Source organism: Modestobacter versicolor (assembly GCF_041028285.1).
GTDB lineage: Bacteria > Actinomycetota > Actinomycetes > Mycobacteriales > Geodermatophilaceae > Modestobacter > Modestobacter versicolor_A.
Window position 1 is genome coordinate 524064 of sequence record NZ_JABGDB010000003.1, and the last position, 19943, is coordinate 544006.

Here is a 19943-nt window from a genome sequence, read left to right on the forward strand (position 1 = left end):
AAGTGGAGTGGACGCATGATCCAGATCAAGACCGCACACGAGATCGAGCTGATGCGTGCCTCCGGGCTCGTCACCGCCGGCGCGATCGCCGCGGTGAAGGCGGCCGTCCGCCCCGGGGTGAGCACCGGTGAGCTCGACGCGATCGCCGAGGCCCACATCCGAGCCCACGGCGCGGTGCCGAACTTCCTCGGTTACCACGGCTTCACCGGCACGATCTGCGCGTCGGTCAACGACGAGGTCGTGCACGGCATCCCGGCTGCCGACCGCGTGCTCGCCGAGGGCGACAACATCTCCATCGACTGCGGCGCCGTCCTCGACGGCTGGCACAGCGACTCCGCGGTCACGGTGACCGTGGGGGAGCCCAGCCCTGAGGACGCCGCGCTGCTCGAGGTGACCGAGCGGTCGATGTGGGCCGGGCTGGCCCGGGCCGTCGCCGGCGGGCGGCTGACCGACATCAGCCACGCCGTCGAGGAGTCGATCACCGCGCACGCGCACCCGTACGGCATCGTCGACCACTACGGCGGCCACGGCATCGGCACCGAGATGCACCAGGACCCGCACGTGCTCAACTACGGCCGGGCCGGCCGCGGGCCGAAGCTGGTGCCCGGGCTGGTGCTCGCCATCGAGCCGATGGTCACCGTCGGGGACCCGGCGACCGCCGAGCTCGACGACGGCTGGACCGTCGTGACCAAGGACGGGTCGCGGGCCGCGCACTTCGAGCACACCGTGGCGATCACCCCCGAGGGGCCGTGGGTGCTCACCGCCGAGGACGGCGGCCTCGCGGGCCTCGCCCCGTTCGGCGTCCGCGCCCACCCCTGACGGCAGCGCCCGGCGGCACGCCGGGACCCCGGACCGCGCTGCGGACGTCGTGGTGGCGCTCACCAGGGCCGGGTTGGAGTGCGGGGGCTCCTGGGAGTACAGTGGCCGTTGGCGTTCGCGTCGTCCGTCGTCCTGCTGTGGCCGCAGGGAGCCGGGCGCCCTCTGCGAGATCGCCCGCACCACCGCATCGAGCACTGTCCCAGTGCTGACCCCCAGTACCACCGCCCTGCCGGATCCGGCACGGGCGCATGCAGGTCGATCGAACGAGGAGGCCGTGTAGGCGTGGCGAAGAAGGACGGGGCCATCGAGGTCGAGGGTCGTGTCGTCGAACCACTGCCCAACGCGATGTTCCGAGTCGAACTGCAGAACGGGCACCGGGTGCTCGCCCACATCAGCGGCAAGATGCGGCAGCACTACATCCGCATCCTGCCCGAGGACCGCGTGGTCGTGGAGCTGTCGCCCTACGACCTGACCCGCGGCCGCATCGTCTACCGCTACAAGTGACCCCCGCCGGCTCGGCGTCCTCGCGGACGCCCGGGGCCGGCCACGAACTACAGGAATGAGGGCGGCACCGGTGAAGGTCCAGCCGTCGGTGAAGAAGATCTGTGACAAGTGCAAGGTGATCCGCCGGCACGGCCGGGTCATGGTCATCTGCGAGAACGCCCGGCACAAGCAGCGCCAGGGCTGAGGGAGTACCTGAACATGGCACGTCTGGCTGGCGTCGACCTCCCCCGCGAGAAGCGGATGGAGATCGCACTCACTTACATCTACGGGATCGGGCCGACCTCGGCCAAGGCGACCCTGGCCGCGACGGGCGTCAGCCCGGACCTGCGTGCCAAGGACCTGTCCGACGAGGACCTCCTCAAGCTGCGCGACTACATCGACGAGCACTTCCGCGTCGAGGGCGACCTGCGCCGCGAGGTGGCCGCCGACATCCGCCGCAAGGTGGAGATCGGCTGCTACCAGGGCATCCGCCACCGTCGCGGCCTGCCCGTGCACGGGCAGCGCACCAAGACGAACGCGCGCTCGAGCAAGGGCCCGCGCAAGACCATCGCGGGCAAGAAGAAGGCCCGCTGACCTGAGCACGACGGCGCCCCGCTGCCCATCGAGTCCGAGAGGGCCGGACCGGCGGAGCGCCAGCGCGCATCGACGCGCACCCCTGCACCACCCAGGCCACGAACACAGACTCAGACCGGAGAGAGATGCCTCCCAGGGCTCGCGCGGCAGCTGGCACCAAGAAGGTGCGCCGCAAGGAGAAGAAGAACGTCGCTCACGGCGCGGCGCACATCAAGAGCACCTTCAACAACACGATCGTGTCGATCACCGACCCCACGGGCAACGTGATCAGCTGGGCCTCGGCCGGCCACGTCGGGTTCAAGGGCTCGCGCAAGTCCACGCCGTTCGCGGCGCAGATGGCTGCCGAGAACGCCGCGCGCAAGGCCCAGGAGCACGGGATGCGCAAGGTCGACGTCTTCGTGAAGGGCCCGGGTTCTGGTCGGGAGACCGCGATCCGCTCCCTGCAGGCCACCGGCCTCGAGGTCGGGCAGATCCAGGACGTGACGCCGCAGCCGCACAACGGCTGCCGGCCCAAGAAGCGCCGCCGGGTCTGACCGGTCCTTGACGAGACGAAACAGGAGTATTTGACGTGGCCCGTTACACCGGAGCCGATTGCCGCCTCTGCCGGCGCGAGAAGATGAAGCTCTTCCTCAAGGGCAGCAAGTGCGAGTCCCCGAAGTGCCCGATCGAGATCCGGCCCTACCCGCCGGGCGAGCACGGCCGTGGCCGCACCAAGGACAGCGAGTACCTCCTCCAGCTGCGCGAGAAGCAGAAGGCCCGCCGCATCTACGGCGTCCTGGAGAAGCAGTTCCGCGGCTACTACGAAGAGGCCAACAAGAAGTCGGGCAAGACCGGTGAGGTCCTGCTGCAGATCCTCGAGTCGCGCCTGGACAACGTCGTGTACCGGGCCGGCTTCGCCGAGTCCCGCGACATGTCGCGCCAGCTCGTGCGCCACGGCCACATCAAGGTCAACGGCCGCAAGGTGGACATCCCCTCGTACCGCGTGACCGCGAACGACATCGTCGAGGTGGCCGCGAAGTCCACCGAGATGGTCCCGTTCCAGCTCGCGCAGGCCAAGGCCGGCTCCCGCCCGGTGCCGCCGTGGCTCGAGGTCATCAGCACGCAGCTGCGCGTCCTGGTGCACAACATCCCGGCCCGTCAGGTGATCGACACCCCGGTCCAGGAGCAGCTGATCGTGGAGCTCTACTCCAAGTAGGCAGAAGGACCCCCTTGCCCCCCACGCCACGCTCCGCGCGGCGCGGGACCCGGCAAGGGGGCCGCTCCACGGCGGGGCGGGTGGACCGATGTCCGCCCCGCCGGCACCACCCCCCTCACGGCGTCATATGGCGGGTGCCGGAGGACACGAAGGAGAACCACCATGCTCATCGCACAGCGTCCGACCCTCACCGAGGAGACCATCGACGCCCAGCGCTCGCGGTTCGTCATCGAGCCGCTGGAGCCGGGCTTCGGTTACACCCTCGGCAACTCGCTGCGTCGCACCCTGCTGTCCTCGATCCCCGGCGCTGCTGTCACCAGCATCCGCATCGAGGGCACCCTGCACGAGTTCACCACCGTGCCGGGCGTCAAGGAGGACGTCACCGAGATCATCCTGAACCTCAAGGGCCTCGTGGTCAGCTCCGACTCCGACGAGCCGGTCACCATGTACCTGCGCAAGCAGGGCCCCGGTGAGGTCACCGCCGCCGACATCGCGCCCCCGGCCGGTGTCGAGGTGCACAACCCCGACCTGCACATCGCGACGCTGAACGCGAAGGGCCGGCTCGAGATCGAGCTGGTCGTCGAGCGCGGCCGCGGCTACGTGCCGGCCACCCAGAACAAGCAGCCCGGCCAGGAGATCGGTCGCATCCCCGTCGACTCGATCTACTCCCCGGTGCTCAAGGTGACCTACGCCGTCGAGGCCACCCGCGTCGAGCAGCGCACCGACTTCGACCGCCTCGTGGTCGACGTCGAGACCAAGCCGTCGATGGAGCCCCGCGACGCCATCGCCAGTGCCGGTTCGACCCTGGTCGAGCTGTTCGGCCTGCTGCGCGAGCTGAACGTCGACGCCGAGGGCATCGAGGTCGGGCCCAGCCCGGCCGAGGCCGCCGACATCGCGAACTTCTCGATGCCGATCGAGGACATGGACCTCACCGTCCGGTCCTACAACTGCCTCAAGCGCGAGGGCGTGCACACCGTCGGGGAGCTCGTCACCCGCTCGGAGGCCGACCTGCTCGACATCCGCAACTTCGGTGCCAAGTCGATCGACGAGGTCAAGCTGAAGCTCGCGGCAATGGGCCTCGCGCTCAAGGACAGCCCGCCCGGGTTCGTCCCCACCTCGGTGGAGAGCTACGACGAGGGCTACGAGACCGACGCCTACCAGGGCGACGCCACCTACGGTGACCCGGCCCAGTACGACGAGACCGCGTTCCAGGAGACCGAGCAGCTGTAACAGGCTGCTCGGGCTCGCCGAGCCGGCCGGTGGGGGAGACCCCGCCGGCCGCGCCGGCACCCGACACCCCGCACGTCGGCCATCCCACGGTGGCCAGCTCGACGAAGCACCGCGATGGACGACGCAGCCGGCAACCGCCCGCCCGGCCGCCTGAGGAAGGACCGACATGCCCACCCCCACCAAGGGCCCCCGTCTCGGCGGGTCCCCCGCGCACGAGCGGCTGATGCTGGCCAACCTGGCCACCTCGCTGTTCGAGCACGGGCGGATCACCACCACCGAGACCAAGGCCAAGCGGCTGCGCCCGTACGCCGAGAAGCTCGTCACCTTCGCCAAGCGCGGTGACCTGCACGCCCGTCGGCAGGTGATGACGGTCATCCGCGACAAGGACGTCGTCCACCACCTGTTCGCCGAGATCGGCCCGCGCTACGAGAACCGCCCCGGTGGCTACACGCGGATCACCAAGGTCGGTCCCCGCAAGGGCGACAACGCGCCGATGGCCGTCATAGAGCTCGTCGAGGCCCTGACGGTGGCCCAGGAGGCCGTCGGCGAGGCCGAGCGCGCCCGTGGCACCCGCTTCGCGGGTACCGGGTCCTCCGCCGTGGGCGCCGGTGCCTCCGCAGCCTCCGGCGAGGTCAACGCCGACACGGCCGAGCCCGGCCTGGTCGACGAGGACGTCACCACCGGCCCGGGCGGGGACACCAGCCCCGCCGTGGTCGCCGACGCCGAGGGCCTCGAGGAGGCCGAGCAGGTCGTCACCGACGTCTACAACCCCGACGGTGAGCGCCAGGACGACGGCGACGTCACCCCGGAGCCGCGCTCGGAGAACCTGGCCGTCGTCGACGACCCGACCCTCTCGCCCGACGTGGCTGCCGCGGCTGCCGCCGAGGTCGAGGCCGCCGAGCTGAGCGACGCCGCGACCGCGGGTGTCCAGGCCCCCGGCGGCGAGCCCGAGGTCGACCCCAAGTGACCTCGACCGTCTCCTGACGGTCCGCTCCGTGGAGCACCCGCACGTCGACGAGCCCGCCACCGCCACCGGTGGCGGGCTCGTCCGCGTCCGCCTCGAGATCTCCTACGACGGGACGGCGCTGCACGGCTGGGCGCGCCAGCCCGGGCTGCGCACCGTCCAGGGCGAACTGGAGCTCGCGCTGTCGACCGTGCTGCGGCACGACGTCGACCTCACCGTCGCTGGGCGCACCGACGCCGGCGTGCACGCCACCGGCCAGGTCGCGCACACCGACCTGCCGGCCGAGCTGTTCGCCGCGCACGATGGGCGGCTGCTGCGCCGGCTCCGCGGCGTCCTGGCGCCGGACGTGGCCGTCACCGGTGCCCGCGCCGTCCCGGCGGCGTTCGACGCCCGCTTCGGCGCCCTGGCCCGCCACTACGTCTACCGGCTGAGCGACGCCGACGCGGGACCGCCGCCGCTGCGCCGCGCCGACACCGCCGCCTGGGCGCGGCGGCTCGACGTCCCCCCGATGCGGGTCGCCGCCGCCCTGCTGCTCGGCCAGCAGGACTTCGCCGCCTACTGCCGCCGTCGCGAGGGCGCGACGACCATCCGCACCCTGCTGGAGCTGGACGTGGCCCGGGACGGTGACGTGGTCGAGGTCCGCGCCTCGGCCGACGCCTTCTGCCACTCCATGGTGCGCAGCCTCGTCGGCGCGCTCACCGCGGTGGGGGAGGGGCGCCGTCCGGCGGGGTGGCCGGCGTCGCTGCTGACCAGGACGTCCCGGGCCGACGACGTGCCGGTGGCGCCGGCCGGCGGGCTCACCCTGGTCCGGGTCGACTACCCGCCGGACGACGAGCTCGCCGCCCGGGCCCTGGTCACCCGCGCCAGGCGGTCCTAGGGCAGCGCGGCGACCGCGTCGGTGACCGGGGTGTCCCCGGCGAGCAGCTCGACGACCAGCCCGTCCTTCGGGTCGTCGAGCAGGGCCAGCAGCACCGCGGCCACGTCGTCCCGGGGCACCTGCCCGCTGTCGCTGGTGTGCTCCAGCCGCACCCGGCCGGTGCCCGGGTCGTCGGTGAGGCCGCCGGGGCGGACGACCATCGGCGCCAGGCCCTCGCGGGACAGCACGTGCTCCTCCGCGGCCAGCTTCGCCCGCAGGTAGGCGACGAAGACCTCGTCCATCCCCTCCGGCGTGGCCCCGCCGGCGACCTGCTCGACGCCGATCGAGGAGACCAGCAGGTAGGGGCGGACGCCGGCGGCCGCGGCCGCGTCGGCGAGGAGCACCGCAGCACCCCGGTCGACGGTGTCCTTGCGGGCGACCCCGCTGCCCGGCCCGCCGCCGGCGGCGAAGACCACCGCGTCGGCGCCGGTGACCACCGCGGTGACGTCGTCCAGCGACGACTGCTCGAGGTCCAGCACCACCGGCTCGACGCCGTCGGCCTCGAGGTCGGCCTGCTGGTCGGGGTTGCGGATGATGCCGGCGACGGTGTCCCCGCGGCTGCTGAGCAGCCGGCCGAGGCGACGGGCGATCTGACCGTGGGCTCCTGCGATGACGACGCGCATGCTCCCCGCCTACCCCGTGACCGGGCCGGGCAGTCGGGCGGCGGCCGCGCGGGCGCGGGCCAGCTCGGCGGGGGTGTCGCAGTCGGTCCACGGTGCCGGCACACCGGGGAGCACCGGCGGGCGGTACCGGCGCACCGCGAGCGGGGACAGCACCGCGCGCAGCGGCGTGTGCGGCCGGGCCCCGGCCAGCGCGTCCCGCAGCACCGCGGTCCGCCACACCCCGAGCAGCAGCTGGTCACGGCCGGTGTCGTCGACCACCAGCACGCCGTCACCGGTCAGCCGCTCGCGCAGCGCCGTCACCAGGCCGGCGGTCACGAACGGCAGGTCGGCGGCGAGGACGGCGACGACCCCGGCCCCGCCCACCGCGGCGATGCCGGCCGCGAGCGCGGGCACCGGCCCACCGCCCGGCGGCTCCTCGCGCACCCGCTGCACCCCGTCGGGCACCGGCTGGGGCGGCCCGACGACGACCCGGGGGGCGGCGCCGGCCAGGGCGGCGAGCACGGCGTCGAGCATGCTGCGCCCGCCGACGTCCAGCTGCGGCTTGGCCTGCCCACCCAGCCGGGCCGCCCGCCCCCCGGCCAGCACGACCGCGGCGAAGGGCGGGAGCGGGTCCATGGCCGGAACGGTAGGGCGCTGACGCTGAGTACCGTCGTCCTGGTGGGTCGAGTCACCAGCCGCACTCCGGTGCTGCGCATCCGAGGGTCCGTGCACACCCGGCGTCCGGACACCGTCGCGTCCGAGGAGCCGCTGGAGATCCGGCTGGGGGGCACGCCGCTGGCCGTCACGATGCGCACCCCCGGCGACGACTTCGACCTGGTGCACGGCTTCCTGGCCACCGAGGGGGTCATCCGGTCGGCCGCCGACATCGCCGGGCTGCGGTACTGCAACTCCGTGGACGACGAGGGGCGCAACACCTACAACGTCGTCGACGTCGACCTCGCGCCCGGCGTCGAGGCCCCGGACACCGCGCTGGACCGGAACTTCTACACGACCAGCTCGTGCGGGGTCTGCGGCAAGGCGAGCATCGACGCCATCCGCACCAAGACCGCCTACGACGTGGCCGGGGACGGCGCCCGGCTGACCCTGGCGACGCTGCTCGCGCTGCCCGACCGGCTGCGGGCGGCCCAGCAGGTGTTCGACAAGACCGGCGGGCTGCACGCCGCCGGGCTGTTCACCGCCGACGGCGAGCTGGTCGCGCTGCGCGAGGACGTCGGCCGGCACAACGCGGTGGACAAGGTGGTCGGCGACGCCGTCCGCGAGGGCCGGGTGCCGCTGGCCGGGCACGTGCTGATGGTCAGCGGGCGCTCGTCGTTCGAGCTGACGCAGAAGGCGGCGATGGCCGCGGTGCCCGTGCTCGCGGCGGTCTCGGCGCCCAGCTCGCTCGCGGTGGAGCTGGCCCAGGAGGTCGGCATCACCCTGATCGGCTTCCTCCGCGGCGACGGCTGCAACGTCTACACCCACCCCGAGCGGCTGGTCCTGCCCGACTAGGCCGAGTGGTCGCCGCCGCGGAGCTGGCTGACCACGTGCGGGAGCAGCGGGCCGAGGACCGCCAGGCCGTCGCGGACGCCGCCGGTGGAGCCGGGCAGGTTGACGATCAGCGTCCGGCCGGCGGTGCCGGCGATGCCGCGGGAGAGCACCGAGGTCGGCACCGCGGCCTGGCCGTACCGGCGGACGGCGTCGGCGATGCCGGGGGCCTCCCGCTCGAGCACGCTGCGGGTCGCCTCGGGCGTGACGTCGGTGGGGGACAGGCCGGTGCCGCCGGTGGTGAGCACGACGTCCGCGCCGGAGGCGACCGCCTCGCGCAGCACCTCGGCCAGCGACTCCACCTCGTCGCGGCAGACGTGCGGCCCGTCGACGGTGAAGCCGAGGTCGGCCAGCCCCTCGGCGAGGGCCTGCCCGCTGCGGTCGGGGTAGACCCCGGCGGAGGCCCGGTTGGAGGCGGTGACGACGACGGCGCGGGCGTCGGCCGGCAGGGCGGAGGTCATCGGACCCAGTCGCCCTTCTTGCCGCCGGACTTCGCCAGCAGCCGGACGTCGGTGATGACCGCCCGCGGGTCGACCGCCTTGACCATGTCGATGACGGTGAGCCCCGCAACGGCGACCGAGGTCAGCGCCTCCATCTCCACCCCGGTGCGGTCGGCGGTGCGGGTGGTGGCGGTGATCTCCACGGCGTCGTCGGCGACGGTGATGTCGACGGTCACCCCGTGCAGCGCGATCGGGTGGCAGAGCGGGACGAGGTCCGGCGTCCGCTTGGCACCCATGATCCCGGCGATCCGGGCGACCGCGATCGCGTCGCCCTTGGGCACCCCGGCGCCGCGCAGCAGCGCGACCACCTCGGGGCTGACCAGCACCCGGCCGGCCGCCGTCGCCACCCGGTCGGTGACCGTCTTGGCGGTGACGTCGACCATCCGGGCGGCGCCGGTCTCGTCGACGTGGGTCAGGCGGGCATCGCTCACTGTGCACATCCGTTCGTCTCGGCCGGCGTTCCGCTCCTCGGTCGCTGGCGCTCCCTGCGATGCTCGCGCCGGCGTCGACTCACGGTGCACATCCGTTCGTCTCGGCCGGCGTTCCGCTCCTCGGTCGCCGGCGCTCCCTGCGGTGCTCGCGCCGGCGTCGACTCACTGGAACGCTCCTTCGATCAGGACGACGGGCACCTCGGCGCCCGCGGGCAGCTCCGTGACGTCCTCGGGGACGACGACCAGGCAGTTGGCACGGGCGAGGTGGGCGACCAGGTGCGAGCCGGGGCCGCCGACCTGGGTGACGACCTCGCCGTCGAACCGGCCGCGCAGGAACTGCCGGCGTCCGGCGGGGGAGCGCAGCCCCGCGGTCAGCCGGGCGCTGGTGCGCAGCCGGTCGGGGGTGGCGTGGCCGAGCGCGCGGCGCAGCGCGGGGCGGACGAAGACCTCGAAGGAGACGAAGGAGCTGACCGGGTTGCCCGGCAGCGTGACCACCGGCACGCCGTCGACGGTGCCGGCGCCCTGCGGCCCGCCGGGCTGCATGGCGACCTTGGTGAACTCGACGGTGCCCAGCCCGCGGAAGGCGTCCTTGACCACCTCGTAGGCGCCGGCGCTCACCCCGCCGCTGGTGACCAGCAGGTCGGCGGTGGCCAGCTCGGCGCGCACCGTGGCGAGGAACTGCTCGACGTCGTCCGGGACGAAGTGCAGGGTGCGGGCCTCGCCGCCGGCCTCGGCGACCGCGGCGGCGAGCAGCACCGAGTTGGACTCGTAGATCTGGCCGGGCAGCAGCGGCCGGCCCGGCTCGACCAGCTCGCTGCCGGTGGACAGCACCAGCACCCGCGGGCGGCGGCGCACCGGCACCGACGCGTGGCCCACGGCGGCGGCCAGGCCGAGCTGGGCCGCCCCCAGCGCCGTGCCGGCGGGCAGCGCCAGGTCACCGGCGCGGATGTCCTCGCCGGCGTGCCGCAGGTGGGTGCCGGCGTCCGGGCAGCCGGTGAGGGTGACGACGTCGGTGGCGCCGTCGGTCCGCTCGACGGGGACGACGACGTCGGCGCCCTCGGGCAGCGGGGCGCCGGTCATGATCCGGTGCACCGTGCCCGGCTGCAGCGGGGGCACGTCGGTGCGGCCGGCCGGGATGTCGGCGGCGACCGGCATCCGCACGGGACGCGCCTCCGACGCCGTCCCGACCTCGGCGTACCGGGCGGCGTAGCCGTCCATCGCGGAGTTGTCGAAGCCGGGCAGCGACACCAGCGCCGGCAGGTCGCGCGCCACCACCCGGCCGGCGGCCGCGGTCACCGGCACCACCTCGACGGGGAGCGGAGGCAGCAGCGCGCCCACGACGGACTGGTGTTCCTCGACGGTGCGCACCCGCCCATCCTGACCGACGGGCACGGGCGGGGGCACGGCGGTTAGCGTTCCGGCGGCAACCCATCACCGGAGGAGGACGCGTGGCCGAGATCGACCGGATGCTCGAGGCGAACGAGCGGTGGGCGCAGCAGTTCCCGGGCAGCAAGCCCGTGCGCCCTGCACGCAAGGTCGCGGTGGTGGCGTGCATGGACTCGCGCATCCCGCTGTTCGGGGTGCTCGGCCTGGACATCGGGGACGCGCACGTCATCCGCAACGCCGGCGGGGTCATCACCGAGGACGTCATCCGGTCACTGACGATCAGCCAGCACGCGCTGGGCACCCGGGAGGTCGTCCTGGTCCACCACACCGACTGCGGGCTGCTGGCCACCGACGACATCACCTTCGCCGAGACCGTCGAGAAGGCCACCGGCCGCCGCCCGCCGTGGGCCGCCCGCGCCTTCACCGACGTCGACGACGACGTCCGGGAGTCCATGCGCCTGGTCCGGGAGAGCCCCTACCTGCTGTCCCACGAGGTCCGCGGCACCGTCTACGACGTGGCGACCGGCCGGCTGTACGAGGTGGAGTGAGGCAGGACCCCGCTGCCCCCACCACTCGCCGGCTCGCGGCGGGCCCCTGAAGCGGGGCCAGGAGCCGAATAGCTGACGTCCGCTGGTATCGTCGTTCGTTGGTGCGCGATGCCGGTTGGTGCGCGCGTGTCCGGGGCCCCCGATCTCGTCGGGTCCGCCCAAGTCTCCCGTGCTCGGTGAGGCGATCCCACCAGCCACCCGCCCGACTGACGAAGGACAGTGAGCCTCGTGCGCACGTACTCCCCCAAGCCCGGTGACATCACCCGGGCCTGGCACGTCATCGACGCCACCGACGTGGTGCTCGGTCGACTGGCCAGCCAGACCGCCATCCTGCTGCGTGGCAAGCACAAGCCGCAGTTCGCGCCGCACGTCGACGCCGGCGACTTCGTCGTCATCGTCAACGCGGGCAAGGTGGCCCTCACCGGCTCCAAGCGCGACGCGAAGACCGCCTACCGGCACTCGGGCTACCCGGGCGGCCTGCGGTCGATCAACGTCGGCGACGAGCTCAAGACCCGCCCCGACCGCGTCATCGAGCGCGCCGTCAAGGGGATGCTGCCGCACAACACGCTGGGCCGGCAGATGCTCTCCAAGCTCAAGGTCTACGCCGGGCCTGAGCACCCGCACGCCGCCCAGCAGCCCCAGACCTTCGAGATCAAGCAGGTGGCACAGTGACCAGCGCCGTGACCGACGCCGACGGGCGTCCCATCCAGACCGTCGGCCGCCGCAAGGAGGCCATCGTCCGGGTGCGCCTCCTGCCCGGCACCGGCCAGTTCAAGCTGAACGGCCGCACCATCGAGCAGTACTTCCCCAACAAGGTCCACCAGCAGCTCATCCGTGAGCCGTTCGTGATCCTGGAGAAGGGCGAGCAGTACGACGTCGTCGGGATCCTGCACGGCGGCGGCGTCAGCGGTCAGGCCGGCGCGCTGCGCCTGGCCATCGCCCGGGCCCTCATCGAGATCGAGCCCGACGACCGCCCGGCGCTGAAGAAGGCTGGCTTCCTGACTCGTGACCCCCGGGTCACCGAGCGCAAGAAGTACGGCCTGAAGAAGGCCCGCAAGGCGCCCCAGTACTCCAAGCGCTGACCCGGGACGTCCGAGTCCGCTCATGGGTCGCCTCTTCGGGACCGACGGCGTCCGTGGTCGTGCCAACGCCGACCTGACGCCGGAGCTGGCGCTCTCGGTGGCCCGTGCCGCCGCCAGCGTGCTCGCCGACCGCGACGGGACCTCGCGTCCCGTCGCGGTCGTCGGCCGTGACCCGCGCGCCAGCGGGGAGATGCTGGAGGCCGCGGTCGTGGCCGGCCTCGCCAGCGCCGGTGCCGAGGTGCTGCGCGTCGGGGTGCTCCCGACGCCGGCGATCGCGCACCTGACCGGCCGCACCGACGCCGACCTCGGCGTCATGATCTCGGCCAGCCACAACCCGATGCCCGACAACGGCATCAAGCTGTTCAGCCGCGGCGGCCACAAGCTGCCCGACGCGGTCGAGGCGGCCATCGAGCGCCGGGTGGTCGGGCACGTCGAGGGCGACCACCGGCCCACCGGCGGCGGGATCGGCCGGGTCCGCGACCTGGCCGGAGCGGCCGAGGACTACACCGCGCACGTGCTGTCCGCGCTGCGCGAGCCGCTGCGCGGGCTGCGCGTCGTCGTCGACTGCGCGCACGGCGCCGCCTCCCGCTGCGCGCCGGAGGTCTACCGCCGCGCGGGCGCCCAGGTGCACGTCATCGGGGGCGAGCCCGACGGCTGGAACATCAACGACGGCATCGGCTCCACCCACCTGGGCCCCCTCAAGGAGGCGGTCGCCCAGCACGGGGCCGACATCGGCATCGCCCACGACGGCGACGCCGACCGCTGCCTGGCCGTGACCGCCGACGGCGACGTCGTCGACGGCGACGCCATCCTGGCCATCTGCGCCCTCGCGCTGCACGAGAGCGGCAACCTCACCTCCGACACCGTCGTGGCCACGGTGATGAGCAACCTGGGGTTCCACCACACGATGCGCCAGGCCGGCATCGCGGTGCAGACGACGGCGGTCGGCGACCGCTACGTGCTGGAGGCGCTGCGCACCCGCGGGCTGTCCCTGGGCGGTGAGCAGAGCGGGCACCTCGTCTTCCTGGACTGGGCGACCACCGGCGACGGGCTGCTGACCGGCCTGGCCCTGCTCTCCCGGATGAGCGCCACCGGCGCCTCGCTGGCCGAGCTGGCCTCCGTGGTGCACAAGCTGCCGCAGACGCTGGTCAACGTGCCGGTCACCGACCGGCTCGCGGTCGCGGAGAGCGACGAGGTCGCCGCGGCGGTCAACGAGGTCGAGGCCGAGCTCGGCGACACCGGCCGGGTGCTGCTGCGCCCCTCGGGCACCGAGCAGCTGGTGCGCGTCATGGTCGAGGCGCCCACCCAGGAGCAGGCCGACGCGGTCGCCGCCCGGCTGGCCGCTGTGGTGGCCGCCACCAGCTGAACCCCGGTGTCCTCCGTCGTGGTGAGGCTGGGCCGGCCCGCGCGCCGGTATCGTCGGGCGAATGTGCGGCATCGTGGGGTACGTCGGCCCGCAGGACTCCCTGGACGTCGTCCTCGAGGGCCTGCGCCGGCTCGAGTACCGGGGATATGACTCGGCGGGGGTGGCCGTCCTCGCGGACGGCTCCCTGAGCACCGCCAAGAAGGCCGGCAAGCTGGCCAACCTGGAGAAGGTGCTGGCGGAGCAGTCGCTGCCGGCCTCCACGATCGGCATCGGGCACACCCGCTGGGCCACCCACGGGGGGCCGACCGACCGCAACGCGCACCCGCACGTCTCCGCCGACGGCTCGGTCGCGGTCATCCACAACGGGATCATCGAGAACTTCGCGCCGCTGCGCGCCGAGCTCGAGGCCACCGGCGTCGAGTTCACCTCCGAGACCGACACCGAGGTGGTCGCGCACCTGCTGGCCGCCGTCTACGCCGGCACCGCGGAGGGCCCCGACCGGCTCGCCGAGGCGATGCGGGTGGTCAGCCGCCGGCTCGAGGGCGCCTTCACCCTGGTCGCCTCGCACGCCGCCGAGCCCGACCGGCTGGTCGCCTCCCGCCGCAACAGCCCGCTGGTGGTCGGCGAGGGCGACGGGGAGTACTTCTTCGGCTCCGACGTCGCCGCGTTCATCGCGCACACCCGGCAGGCGCTCGACGTCGGCCAGGACCAGGTCGTGCTGCTCGACCGCGAGCGCGGCGTCGTCGTGACCACCTTCGACGGCGAGGTGGTCGAGCCCACCCGCCGCACCGTCGACTGGGACGCCGAGGCCGCCGAGAAGGGCGGCTACGACTGGTTCATGCTCAAGGAGATCGCCGAGCAGCCGCAGGCGGTCGCCGACACCCTGCTCGGCCGGCTCGGCGTCGACGGCGAGCTGGTGCTGGACGAGGTGCGGCTCAGCGACCAGGAGCTGCGCGACGTCGACAAGGTCTTCGTCGTCGCCTGCGGCACCGCGTACCACGCCGGCCTGATCGCCAAGTACGCCATCGAGCACTGGACCCGCATCCCGGTCGAGGTGGAGCTGGCCAGCGAGTTCCGCTACCGCGACCCGGTGCTGGACCGGTCGACGCTGGTCGTGGTGATCAGCCAGTCCGGCGAGACGATGGACACCCTGATGGCGCTGCGGCACGCCAGGGAGCAGAAGGCCCGGGTGCTGGCGATCTGCAACGCCAACGGGTCGACGATCCCGCGGGAGTCCGACGCCGTCCTCTACACCCACGCCGGCCCGGAGGTCGCCGTCGCCTCGACCAAAGGCTTCCTGACCCAGGTCGTCGCCTGCTACCTGGTCGGGCTGTTCCTCGCCCAGGTGCGCGGGGTCAAGTACGCCGACGAGGTCGCCGCCATCGTCGAGGACCTCCGCGCGCTGCCCGAGGCCGTCGCCACGGTGCTGGCCGACATGGAGCCGGTGCGCGAGCTGGCCCGGTCGCTGGCCGGCGAGGACACGATGCTGTTCCTGGGCCGGCACGTCGGCTACCCGGTGGCCCTGGAGGGCGCCCTCAAGCTCAAGGAGCTCGCCTACATCCACGCGGAGGGCTTCGCCGCCGGGGAGCTCAAGCACGGCTCGATCGCGCTGGTCGACCAGGGGACGCCGGTCGTCGTGGTCGTCCCGTCGCCGCGCAGCCGCGGGTCGGTGCACGGCAAGGTGGTCAGCAACATCCAGGAGGTGCGGGCCCGCGGGGCGCGCACGATCGTGATCGCCGAGGAGGGCGACGACGACGTCGTCCCCTACGCCGACCACCTGATCCGGGTGCCGCGCACGCCGACGCTGCTGGCGCCGGTGGTCACCACCGTGCCGCTGCAGGTGCTGGCGTGCGAGATCGCCGCCACCCGGGGCCTGGACGTCGACCAGCCCCGCAACCTGGCCAAGTCCGTCACCGTCGAGTAACGCGCCCCGCTGCCGGGGCTTTGATCAGGTCACCTGATCGAAGACCGTCCTCCCGCACCAGCATTGGTGCGGTAGGACGGTCATTGGTGCGGTAGGACGTCGTCGTGCGGGGGGACGTCGTCGTGCGGGGGCGGCGCCGGGCAGACTGGCGTCGTGATCATCGGGGTCGGGATCGACGTCTGTCCGGTCGAGCGGTTCGCGGCGTCGCTGGAGCGCACCCCGGCGCTGCGGGACCGGCTGTTCACCGCTGCCGAGCAGGTGACCCCCGCCGGCGCCGAGCGCACCGGGGAGTCGCTGGCCGCCCGGTTCGCGGCCAAGGAGGCGTTGGCCAAGGCCCTCGGCGCGCCAGGTGACCTGCACTGGCACGACGCCGAGGTGACCGTGGGGGAGCGGGGCCGCCCGCACCTGCAGGTCCGCGGCACCGTCGCCGCCCGGGCCGCAGAGCTCGGCGTCACCTCCTGGCACGTGTCGCTGAGCCACGACGGGGGCATCGCCTCCGCCGTGGTCATCGCCGAGGGTGGAGTGCACCCGCAGGGCCGGCAGCACTCGTGATCGGCGGGTTCACCAGCGCCCAGGTGCGCGCCGCCGAGCAGGCCGCGACGACCGGCCTGCGCCCCGGCGTCCTCATGCAGCGGGCCGCCACCGGGCTGGCGACCGTCTGCCTCGGGCTGCTCGGCCGGGCGCACGGCGTCCGGGTCGTGCTGCTGGTCGGGTCCGGCGACAACGGCGGGGACGCGCTCTTCGCCGGTGCGCTGCTGGCCTCCCGCGGCGCGCAGGTGACCGCCGTCCTGCTCGCCCCGGACCGCGCCCACACCGACGGCCTCACCGCGCTGCGCCGGGCCGGTGGCCGGGTGGCCGCGCCGGGGGAGCCCGGCCTGGAGCGGGCCGACCTGGTGCTCGACGGGATCGTCGGCATCGGCGGCTCCGGCGGCCTGCGGGACGACGCCGTGCAGCTCGTCCGCGCCGCCACCGCCGGGCCGGGGCTGCTGGTCGCCGTCGACGTCCCGAGCGGGGTCGCCGCCGACACCGGTGAGGTGCCCGGCGAGGCCTTCCCGGCCCAGCACACCGTGACCTTCGGCGCCGTGAAGACCGGTCTGCTGGTCGGCGCGGGGCGGCACCGTGCCGGCACCGTGCACCTGGTCGACATCGGGCTGGGAGCACACCTGCCCGACCCCGACGTCCGGCAGCTCACCGACGCCGACGTCGCGGCGCACCTCGAACCCCCCGACCCGGACGACGACAAGTACTCCCGCGGCGTGGTCGGCGTCATCGCCGGTTCGGCCACCTACCCCGGTGCTGGCGTGCTCTGCACCGGCGCCGCGCTGCGCACCCGGCCGGGCCTGGTCAGGTACGCCGGCACCGCCGCGGACGGCGTCCGCGCGGCCTGGCCGGAGGCGGTCGTCACCGCCGGCCGGCCTGGCGCCGCGGGGCGCGTGCAGGCATGGGTCGTGGGCCCCGGCATGGGCACCGACGACGCCGCCCGCAGCGTGCTGGCCGAGGTGCTGGCCACCGACCTGCCGGTGGTCGTCGACGCCGACGCGCTGACCCTGGTGTCCCGGCACCGGCAGCTGGTCGGCGACCGCACCGCCCCCACCATGCTCACCCCGCACGACCGCGAGTTCGCCCGGCTGTTCGGCGAGGTCGGCCCCGACCGGGTGGCCGCCGCCCGCCGCGGCGCCGCCGACCTCCGCTGCACCGTGCTGCTGAAGGGCGACGCGACCGTGGTCGCCGACGCCGACGGCACCGCCTTCGTCAACGGCACCGGCACCTCCTGGCTGGCGACGGCGGGCACCGGCGACGTGCTGGCCGGCGTCCTGGGGGCGGTGCTGGCCACCGGGACGCCGCCCGCGGAGGCCGCCGCGGTGGCCGCCCACGTGCACGGCCGGGCCGGGCAGCTGGCCGCCGCGGGGGGACCGCTGGTCGCCGGCGACCTGGTGCGGCACCTGCCCGCGACGATCGCCCGGCTGCGCGGCGGCGCGGCCTGACCCCGGCCGCCTGGGAGAGTGGGACCGTGACGACGGTGGAGCAGGGGCTCGACAGCCGGGCCGAGGTGGTCGTCGACCTGGACGTGATCGCGGCGAACGTGGCGGCGCTCCGCGAGCGGGTCGGCCGGCCGCTGATGGCGGTGGTCAAGGCGGACGCCTACGGGCACGGCCTCGTGCCGGCGGCCCGCGCGGCGCTGGCCGGGGGCGCCGACGCGCTCGGGGTGACCGTGCTGGAGGAGGCGCTGGCGCTGCGGGCGGCGGGCGTCACCGCCCCGCTGCTGTCGTGGCAGCACGCGCCGGGGGAGGACTACGCGGCCGGGCTCGCCGCCGACGTCGAGCTCTCGGTCAACGCCGAGTGGGCGCTGGCCGAGCTGGTCGCCGCCGCCCGCGCGACCGGTCGCACCGCCCGGGTCCAGCTCTTCGCCGACACCGGGCTCTCCCGGGAGGGCGCCACGCCGGCGGCCTGGCCCGGGCTGGTCGCCGCGGCCGCCCGCGCGCAGGCCGACGGTGAGGTCGTCGTCACCGGGCTGTGGAGCCACCTGGCCTACGCCGACGCCCCCACCCACCCGACGATCGGCGCGCAGGTGGCGGTCTTCGAGGACGCCGTGGCGCTGGCCCGGCGGGCCGGGCTGACCGAGGCCCGCCGGCACCTGGCCAACTCCGCGGCCACCCTCGCCCTGCCCGGCACCTGGTACGACCTGGTCCGGCCGGGGGTCGCGGTCTACGGGCTGGACCCGCTCGGCGGCGACCCGGCTCAGTACGGGCTGCGCCCGGCGATGACGGTGCGGGCCCGGGTCGCGCTCACCAAGCGGGTGCCGGCCGGCACCGGCGTCTCCTACGGGCACACCTACGCCACGGGCGCGGAGACGACGCTGGCGCTCGTGCCGGTCGGGTACGCCGACGGCGTGCCGCGCGCCGCCGGCAGCCGCGCCCCGGTGCTCGCCGCCGGCGCGCAGCGCACCATCGCCGGCCGGGTGTGCATGGACCAGTTCGTGCTCGACGTCGGCGACGACCCGATCGAGCCCGGCGACCCGGTGGTGCTGTGGGGCCCCGGCGAGCACGGCGAGCCGACCGCCCAGCAGTGGGCCGACGTGCTCGACACCATCCACTACGAGCTGGTCACCCGGGTCGGCGGCCGGTTCACCCGCCGCCACGTCGGCTCGGCCGGGGTCGCCTGATGGCCCGGAGCGCCCACCCCTCCGGCCAGCACCACCTCGGCCGGACTGCGGGGCTGATCGGCGCCGCGGTCGGCCTGGCCGCCGCGGGCACGGCGATCGGCGTCGCGGTCACCCGCTCGGCCACCTCCGCCGTCCGGGCCAACCAGCTCGCGGGGGAGGTCGGGGACGGCCGGCAGGTCGCCGACGTCCCGGCCGGGGAGCTGCGCCAGGAGGACCCGCTGGGTGCGGCGAGCCGGACCGCCGACCGGACGGCGCTGGTCCGCACCGACGACGGGGTGCTGCTGTCGGTCGAGGAGATCGGTCCGGCCGACGCCCCGCTGACCGCCGTCTTCGTGCACGGCTACGCGCTGTCGATGGCGTCGTGGACCTTCCAGCGCCGCGACCTCGCCGCCCAGCTGGCCACCGCCAACGGGCACCGGCCCAGCGCCCGGCTGGTCTTCTACGACCACCGCGGGCACGGCGCCTCCGGCCGTGGCGACGCCGCCCACGCCACGCTGGACCAGCTCGCCACCGACCTGGAGACGGTGCTGGACGCCCGGGTGCCCCGCGGGCCGGTCGTGCTCGTCGGCCACTCGATGGGCGGGATGACGGTGCTCACCCTGGCCCAGCGGCGGCCCGAGCTCTTCGGCACCCGGATCGCCGGCGTCGCGCTGGTCTCCACCTCCAGCGGCAACCTCGCCGAGCTGGACTTCGGCCTGCCCCAGCTGCTCACCCGGCTCCGGACGGCGGTGCTGCCGGTGGCCGCCTGGACCATGCGCCGCCGCCCGGCGTTCGCCGAGCACACCCGCAAGCTGGCCCACGGCATCGTCTCGGCGGCCACCTGGTCGCTGTCGTTCGCCTCGACCGACGTCGACCCGGCGCTGGGTCGCTACGTCGACGCGATGATCGGCGGCACCCCGGTCGACGTCATCGCCGAGCTGTACCCCGCCATCGCCGGGCTGGACGCCGGTGGGGCGGTCGAGCCGCTGCGCCGGGTGCCGACGCTGGTGCTCACCGGTGACGCGGACAAGATGATCCCCCGGGCGCACAGCGAGGAGCTGGCCGGCGAGCTGCCGGACGCCGAGCTCGTCGTCGTCCCCGGGGCCGGGCACCTGGTGCTGCTGGAGAAGCCCGAGCAGGTCACCGACGCGCTGGCCGGGCTGTTCCGCCGGGTCGCCGCCGAGCGGGGGTCCGTGCGGCCGGGCTGACCGCCGTA

The 19943-nt window shown here is 74.4% G+C and carries 24 protein-coding genes; 19 read left to right on the top strand and 5 right to left on the bottom strand.

Annotated features, from left to right (window positions below):
• The first annotated feature begins 15 nt into the window (after window positions 1-15).
• The 9 genes from map to truA all read left to right on the top strand — a co-directional run bounded on the left by map (window position 16) and on the right by truA (window position 6162).
• Window positions 16-819: a type I methionyl aminopeptidase gene (map, locus tag HL054_RS13890; protein WP_369139585.1), complete on the top strand. Its 804-nt coding sequence runs from the start codon at window positions 16-18 to the stop codon at window positions 817-819.
• Between the two features lie 282 nt (window positions 820-1101).
• Window positions 1102-1323, top strand: a complete 222-nt coding sequence (gene infA / locus HL054_RS13895) for a translation initiation factor IF-1 (RefSeq protein ID WP_012950459.1) — start codon at window positions 1102-1104, stop codon at window positions 1321-1323.
• A gap of 70 nt (window positions 1324-1393) precedes the next feature.
• On the top strand, window positions 1394-1507 hold the full coding sequence (gene rpmJ / locus HL054_RS13900; RefSeq protein ID WP_014742835.1) for a 50S ribosomal protein L36: 114 nt from the start codon (window positions 1394-1396) through the stop codon (window positions 1505-1507).
• A gap of 14 nt (window positions 1508-1521) precedes the next feature.
• A complete protein-coding gene (rpsM, locus tag HL054_RS13905) occupies window positions 1522-1896 on the top strand; it encodes a 30S ribosomal protein S13 (protein ID WP_026844841.1) in 375 nt (124 codons plus the stop codon).
• 125 nt (window positions 1897-2021) lie between these two features.
• On the top strand, window positions 2022-2429 hold the full coding sequence (gene rpsK, locus HL054_RS13910; protein ID WP_026844840.1) for a 30S ribosomal protein S11: 408 nt from the start codon (window positions 2022-2024) through the stop codon (window positions 2427-2429).
• A 35-nt stretch (window positions 2430-2464) separates the two neighbouring features.
• Complete coding sequence (rpsD, locus tag HL054_RS13915; protein ID WP_369139586.1) at window positions 2465-3091, top strand: 30S ribosomal protein S4; 627 nt, start codon at window positions 2465-2467, stop codon at window positions 3089-3091.
• 162 nt (window positions 3092-3253) lie between these two features.
• A complete protein-coding gene (locus HL054_RS13920; protein WP_369139587.1) occupies window positions 3254-4321 on the top strand; it encodes a DNA-directed RNA polymerase subunit alpha in 1068 nt (355 codons plus the stop codon).
• Window positions 4322-4487: 166 nt separating this feature from the next.
• A complete protein-coding gene (gene rplQ, locus HL054_RS13925) occupies window positions 4488-5288 on the top strand; it encodes a 50S ribosomal protein L17 (RefSeq protein WP_369139588.1) in 801 nt (266 codons plus the stop codon).
• Between the two features lie 28 nt (window positions 5289-5316).
• On the top strand, window positions 5317-6162 hold the full coding sequence (gene truA / locus HL054_RS13930) for a tRNA pseudouridine(38-40) synthase TruA (RefSeq protein WP_369139589.1): 846 nt from the start codon (window positions 5317-5319) through the stop codon (window positions 6160-6162).
• Here truA and HL054_RS13935 read toward each other — a convergent pair.
• Entirely contained in the window at window positions 6159-6824 is a 666-nt protein-coding gene (locus HL054_RS13935) for an NAD(P)H-binding protein (RefSeq protein ID WP_369139590.1), read from the bottom strand. The genes truA and HL054_RS13935 overlap by 4 nt on opposite strands.
• A 9-nt stretch (window positions 6825-6833) precedes the next feature.
• Window positions 6834-7439, bottom strand: a complete 606-nt coding sequence (gene mobA, locus HL054_RS13940) for a molybdenum cofactor guanylyltransferase (RefSeq protein WP_369139591.1) — start codon at window positions 7437-7439, stop codon at window positions 6834-6836.
• Window positions 7440-7481: 42 nt separating this feature from the next.
• On the opposite strand from mobA, the gene fdhD reads away from it, so the two are divergent.
• The gene (gene fdhD / locus HL054_RS13945) at window positions 7482-8312 is read left to right on the top strand and encodes a formate dehydrogenase accessory sulfurtransferase FdhD (RefSeq protein WP_369139592.1); all 831 of its coding nucleotides are present in this window, start codon (window positions 7482-7484) and stop codon (window positions 8310-8312) included.
• Here fdhD and HL054_RS13950 read toward each other — a convergent pair.
• From HL054_RS13950 to moeA, 3 genes are all read right to left on the bottom strand, one after another.
• Window positions 8309-8809, bottom strand: a complete 501-nt coding sequence (locus tag HL054_RS13950; RefSeq protein ID WP_369139593.1) for a MogA/MoaB family molybdenum cofactor biosynthesis protein — start codon at window positions 8807-8809, stop codon at window positions 8309-8311. The genes fdhD and HL054_RS13950 overlap by 4 nt on opposite strands.
• Window positions 8806-9279, bottom strand: a complete 474-nt coding sequence (gene moaC / locus HL054_RS13955) for a cyclic pyranopterin monophosphate synthase MoaC (protein ID WP_369139594.1) — start codon at window positions 9277-9279, stop codon at window positions 8806-8808. The genes HL054_RS13950 and moaC overlap by 4 nt, the downstream gene beginning before the upstream one ends.
• A gap of 162 nt (window positions 9280-9441) precedes the next feature.
• Window positions 9442-10647 (bottom strand): molybdopterin molybdotransferase MoeA, encoded by a 1206-nt coding sequence (gene moeA / locus HL054_RS13960; RefSeq protein WP_369139595.1) that lies wholly within the window; start codon window positions 10645-10647, stop codon window positions 9442-9444.
• A gap of 80 nt (window positions 10648-10727) precedes the next feature.
• On the opposite strand from moeA, the gene HL054_RS13965 reads away from it, so the two are divergent.
• The 9 genes from HL054_RS13965 (at window position 10728) to HL054_RS14005 (ending at window position 19935) form a co-directional block, all read left to right on the top strand.
• A complete protein-coding gene (locus HL054_RS13965) occupies window positions 10728-11213 on the top strand; it encodes a beta-class carbonic anhydrase (RefSeq protein ID WP_369139596.1) in 486 nt (161 codons plus the stop codon).
• 228 nt (window positions 11214-11441) lie between these two features.
• A complete protein-coding gene (gene rplM, locus HL054_RS13970; protein WP_369139597.1) occupies window positions 11442-11885 on the top strand; it encodes a 50S ribosomal protein L13 in 444 nt (147 codons plus the stop codon).
• On the top strand, window positions 11882-12295 hold the full coding sequence (gene rpsI, locus HL054_RS13975; RefSeq protein WP_369139598.1) for a 30S ribosomal protein S9: 414 nt from the start codon (window positions 11882-11884) through the stop codon (window positions 12293-12295). Before rplM ends, rpsI begins: the two co-directional genes overlap by 4 nt.
• 22 nt (window positions 12296-12317) lie before the next feature.
• The gene (glmM, locus tag HL054_RS13980; RefSeq protein ID WP_369139599.1) at window positions 12318-13661 is read left to right on the top strand and encodes a phosphoglucosamine mutase; all 1344 of its coding nucleotides are present in this window, start codon (window positions 12318-12320) and stop codon (window positions 13659-13661) included.
• Window positions 13662-13722: 61 nt separating this feature from the next.
• Window positions 13723-15585, top strand: coding sequence for a glutamine--fructose-6-phosphate transaminase (isomerizing) (gene glmS, locus HL054_RS13985; protein WP_369139600.1), 1863 nt, complete (start codon window positions 13723-13725; stop codon window positions 15583-15585).
• 153 nt (window positions 15586-15738) lie between these two features.
• Window positions 15739-16137: a holo-ACP synthase gene (locus HL054_RS13990; protein ID WP_369139601.1), complete on the top strand. Its 399-nt coding sequence runs from the start codon at window positions 15739-15741 to the stop codon at window positions 16135-16137.
• Entirely contained in the window at window positions 16134-17570 is a 1437-nt protein-coding gene (locus HL054_RS13995; RefSeq protein WP_369139602.1) for an NAD(P)H-hydrate dehydratase, read from the top strand. Before HL054_RS13990 ends, HL054_RS13995 begins: the two co-directional genes overlap by 4 nt.
• Before the next feature lie 26 nt (window positions 17571-17596).
• Window positions 17597-18748 carry an alanine racemase gene (gene alr / locus HL054_RS14000; RefSeq protein ID WP_369139603.1) on the top strand — a complete coding sequence of 384 codons (1152 nt, stop codon included), beginning with the start codon at window positions 17597-17599 and terminating at the stop codon, window positions 18746-18748.
• A complete protein-coding gene (locus HL054_RS14005; RefSeq protein ID WP_369139604.1) occupies window positions 18748-19935 on the top strand; it encodes an alpha/beta fold hydrolase in 1188 nt (395 codons plus the stop codon). The genes alr and HL054_RS14005 overlap by 1 nt, the downstream gene beginning before the upstream one ends.
• Window positions 19936-19943: the final 8 nt, after the last annotated feature.

What these genes read in the sequence shown, in the direction of transcription:
- map (WP_369139585.1), top strand. Translation starts at nt 16, where the DNA reads ATGATCCAGATCAAGACCGCACACGAGATCGAGCTGATGCGTGCCTCC.
- rpsM (WP_026844841.1), top strand. Translation starts at nt 1,522, where the DNA reads ATGGCACGTCTGGCTGGCGTCGACCTCCCCCGCGAGAAGCGGATGGAG.
- rpsK (WP_026844840.1), top strand. Translation starts at nt 2,022, where the DNA reads ATGCCTCCCAGGGCTCGCGCGGCAGCTGGCACCAAGAAGGTGCGCCGC.
- HL054_RS13920 (WP_369139587.1), top strand. Translation starts at nt 3,254, where the DNA reads ATGCTCATCGCACAGCGTCCGACCCTCACCGAGGAGACCATCGACGCC.
- rplQ (WP_369139588.1), top strand. Translation starts at nt 4,488, where the DNA reads ATGCCCACCCCCACCAAGGGCCCCCGTCTCGGCGGGTCCCCCGCGCAC.
- HL054_RS13935 (WP_369139590.1), bottom strand. Translation starts at nt 6,824, where the DNA reads ATGCGCGTCGTCATCGCAGGAGCCCACGGTCAGATCGCCCGTCGCCTC.
- mobA (WP_369139591.1), bottom strand. Translation starts at nt 7,439, where the DNA reads ATGGACCCGCTCCCGCCCTTCGCCGCGGTCGTGCTGGCCGGGGGGCGG.
- HL054_RS13950 (WP_369139593.1), bottom strand. Translation starts at nt 8,809, where the DNA reads ATGACCTCCGCCCTGCCGGCCGACGCCCGCGCCGTCGTCGTCACCGCC.
- glmM (WP_369139599.1), top strand. Translation starts at nt 12,318, where the DNA reads ATGGGTCGCCTCTTCGGGACCGACGGCGTCCGTGGTCGTGCCAACGCC.
- glmS (WP_369139600.1), top strand. Translation starts at nt 13,723, where the DNA reads ATGTGCGGCATCGTGGGGTACGTCGGCCCGCAGGACTCCCTGGACGTC.
- HL054_RS14005 (WP_369139604.1), top strand. Translation starts at nt 18,748, where the DNA reads ATGGCCCGGAGCGCCCACCCCTCCGGCCAGCACCACCTCGGCCGGACT.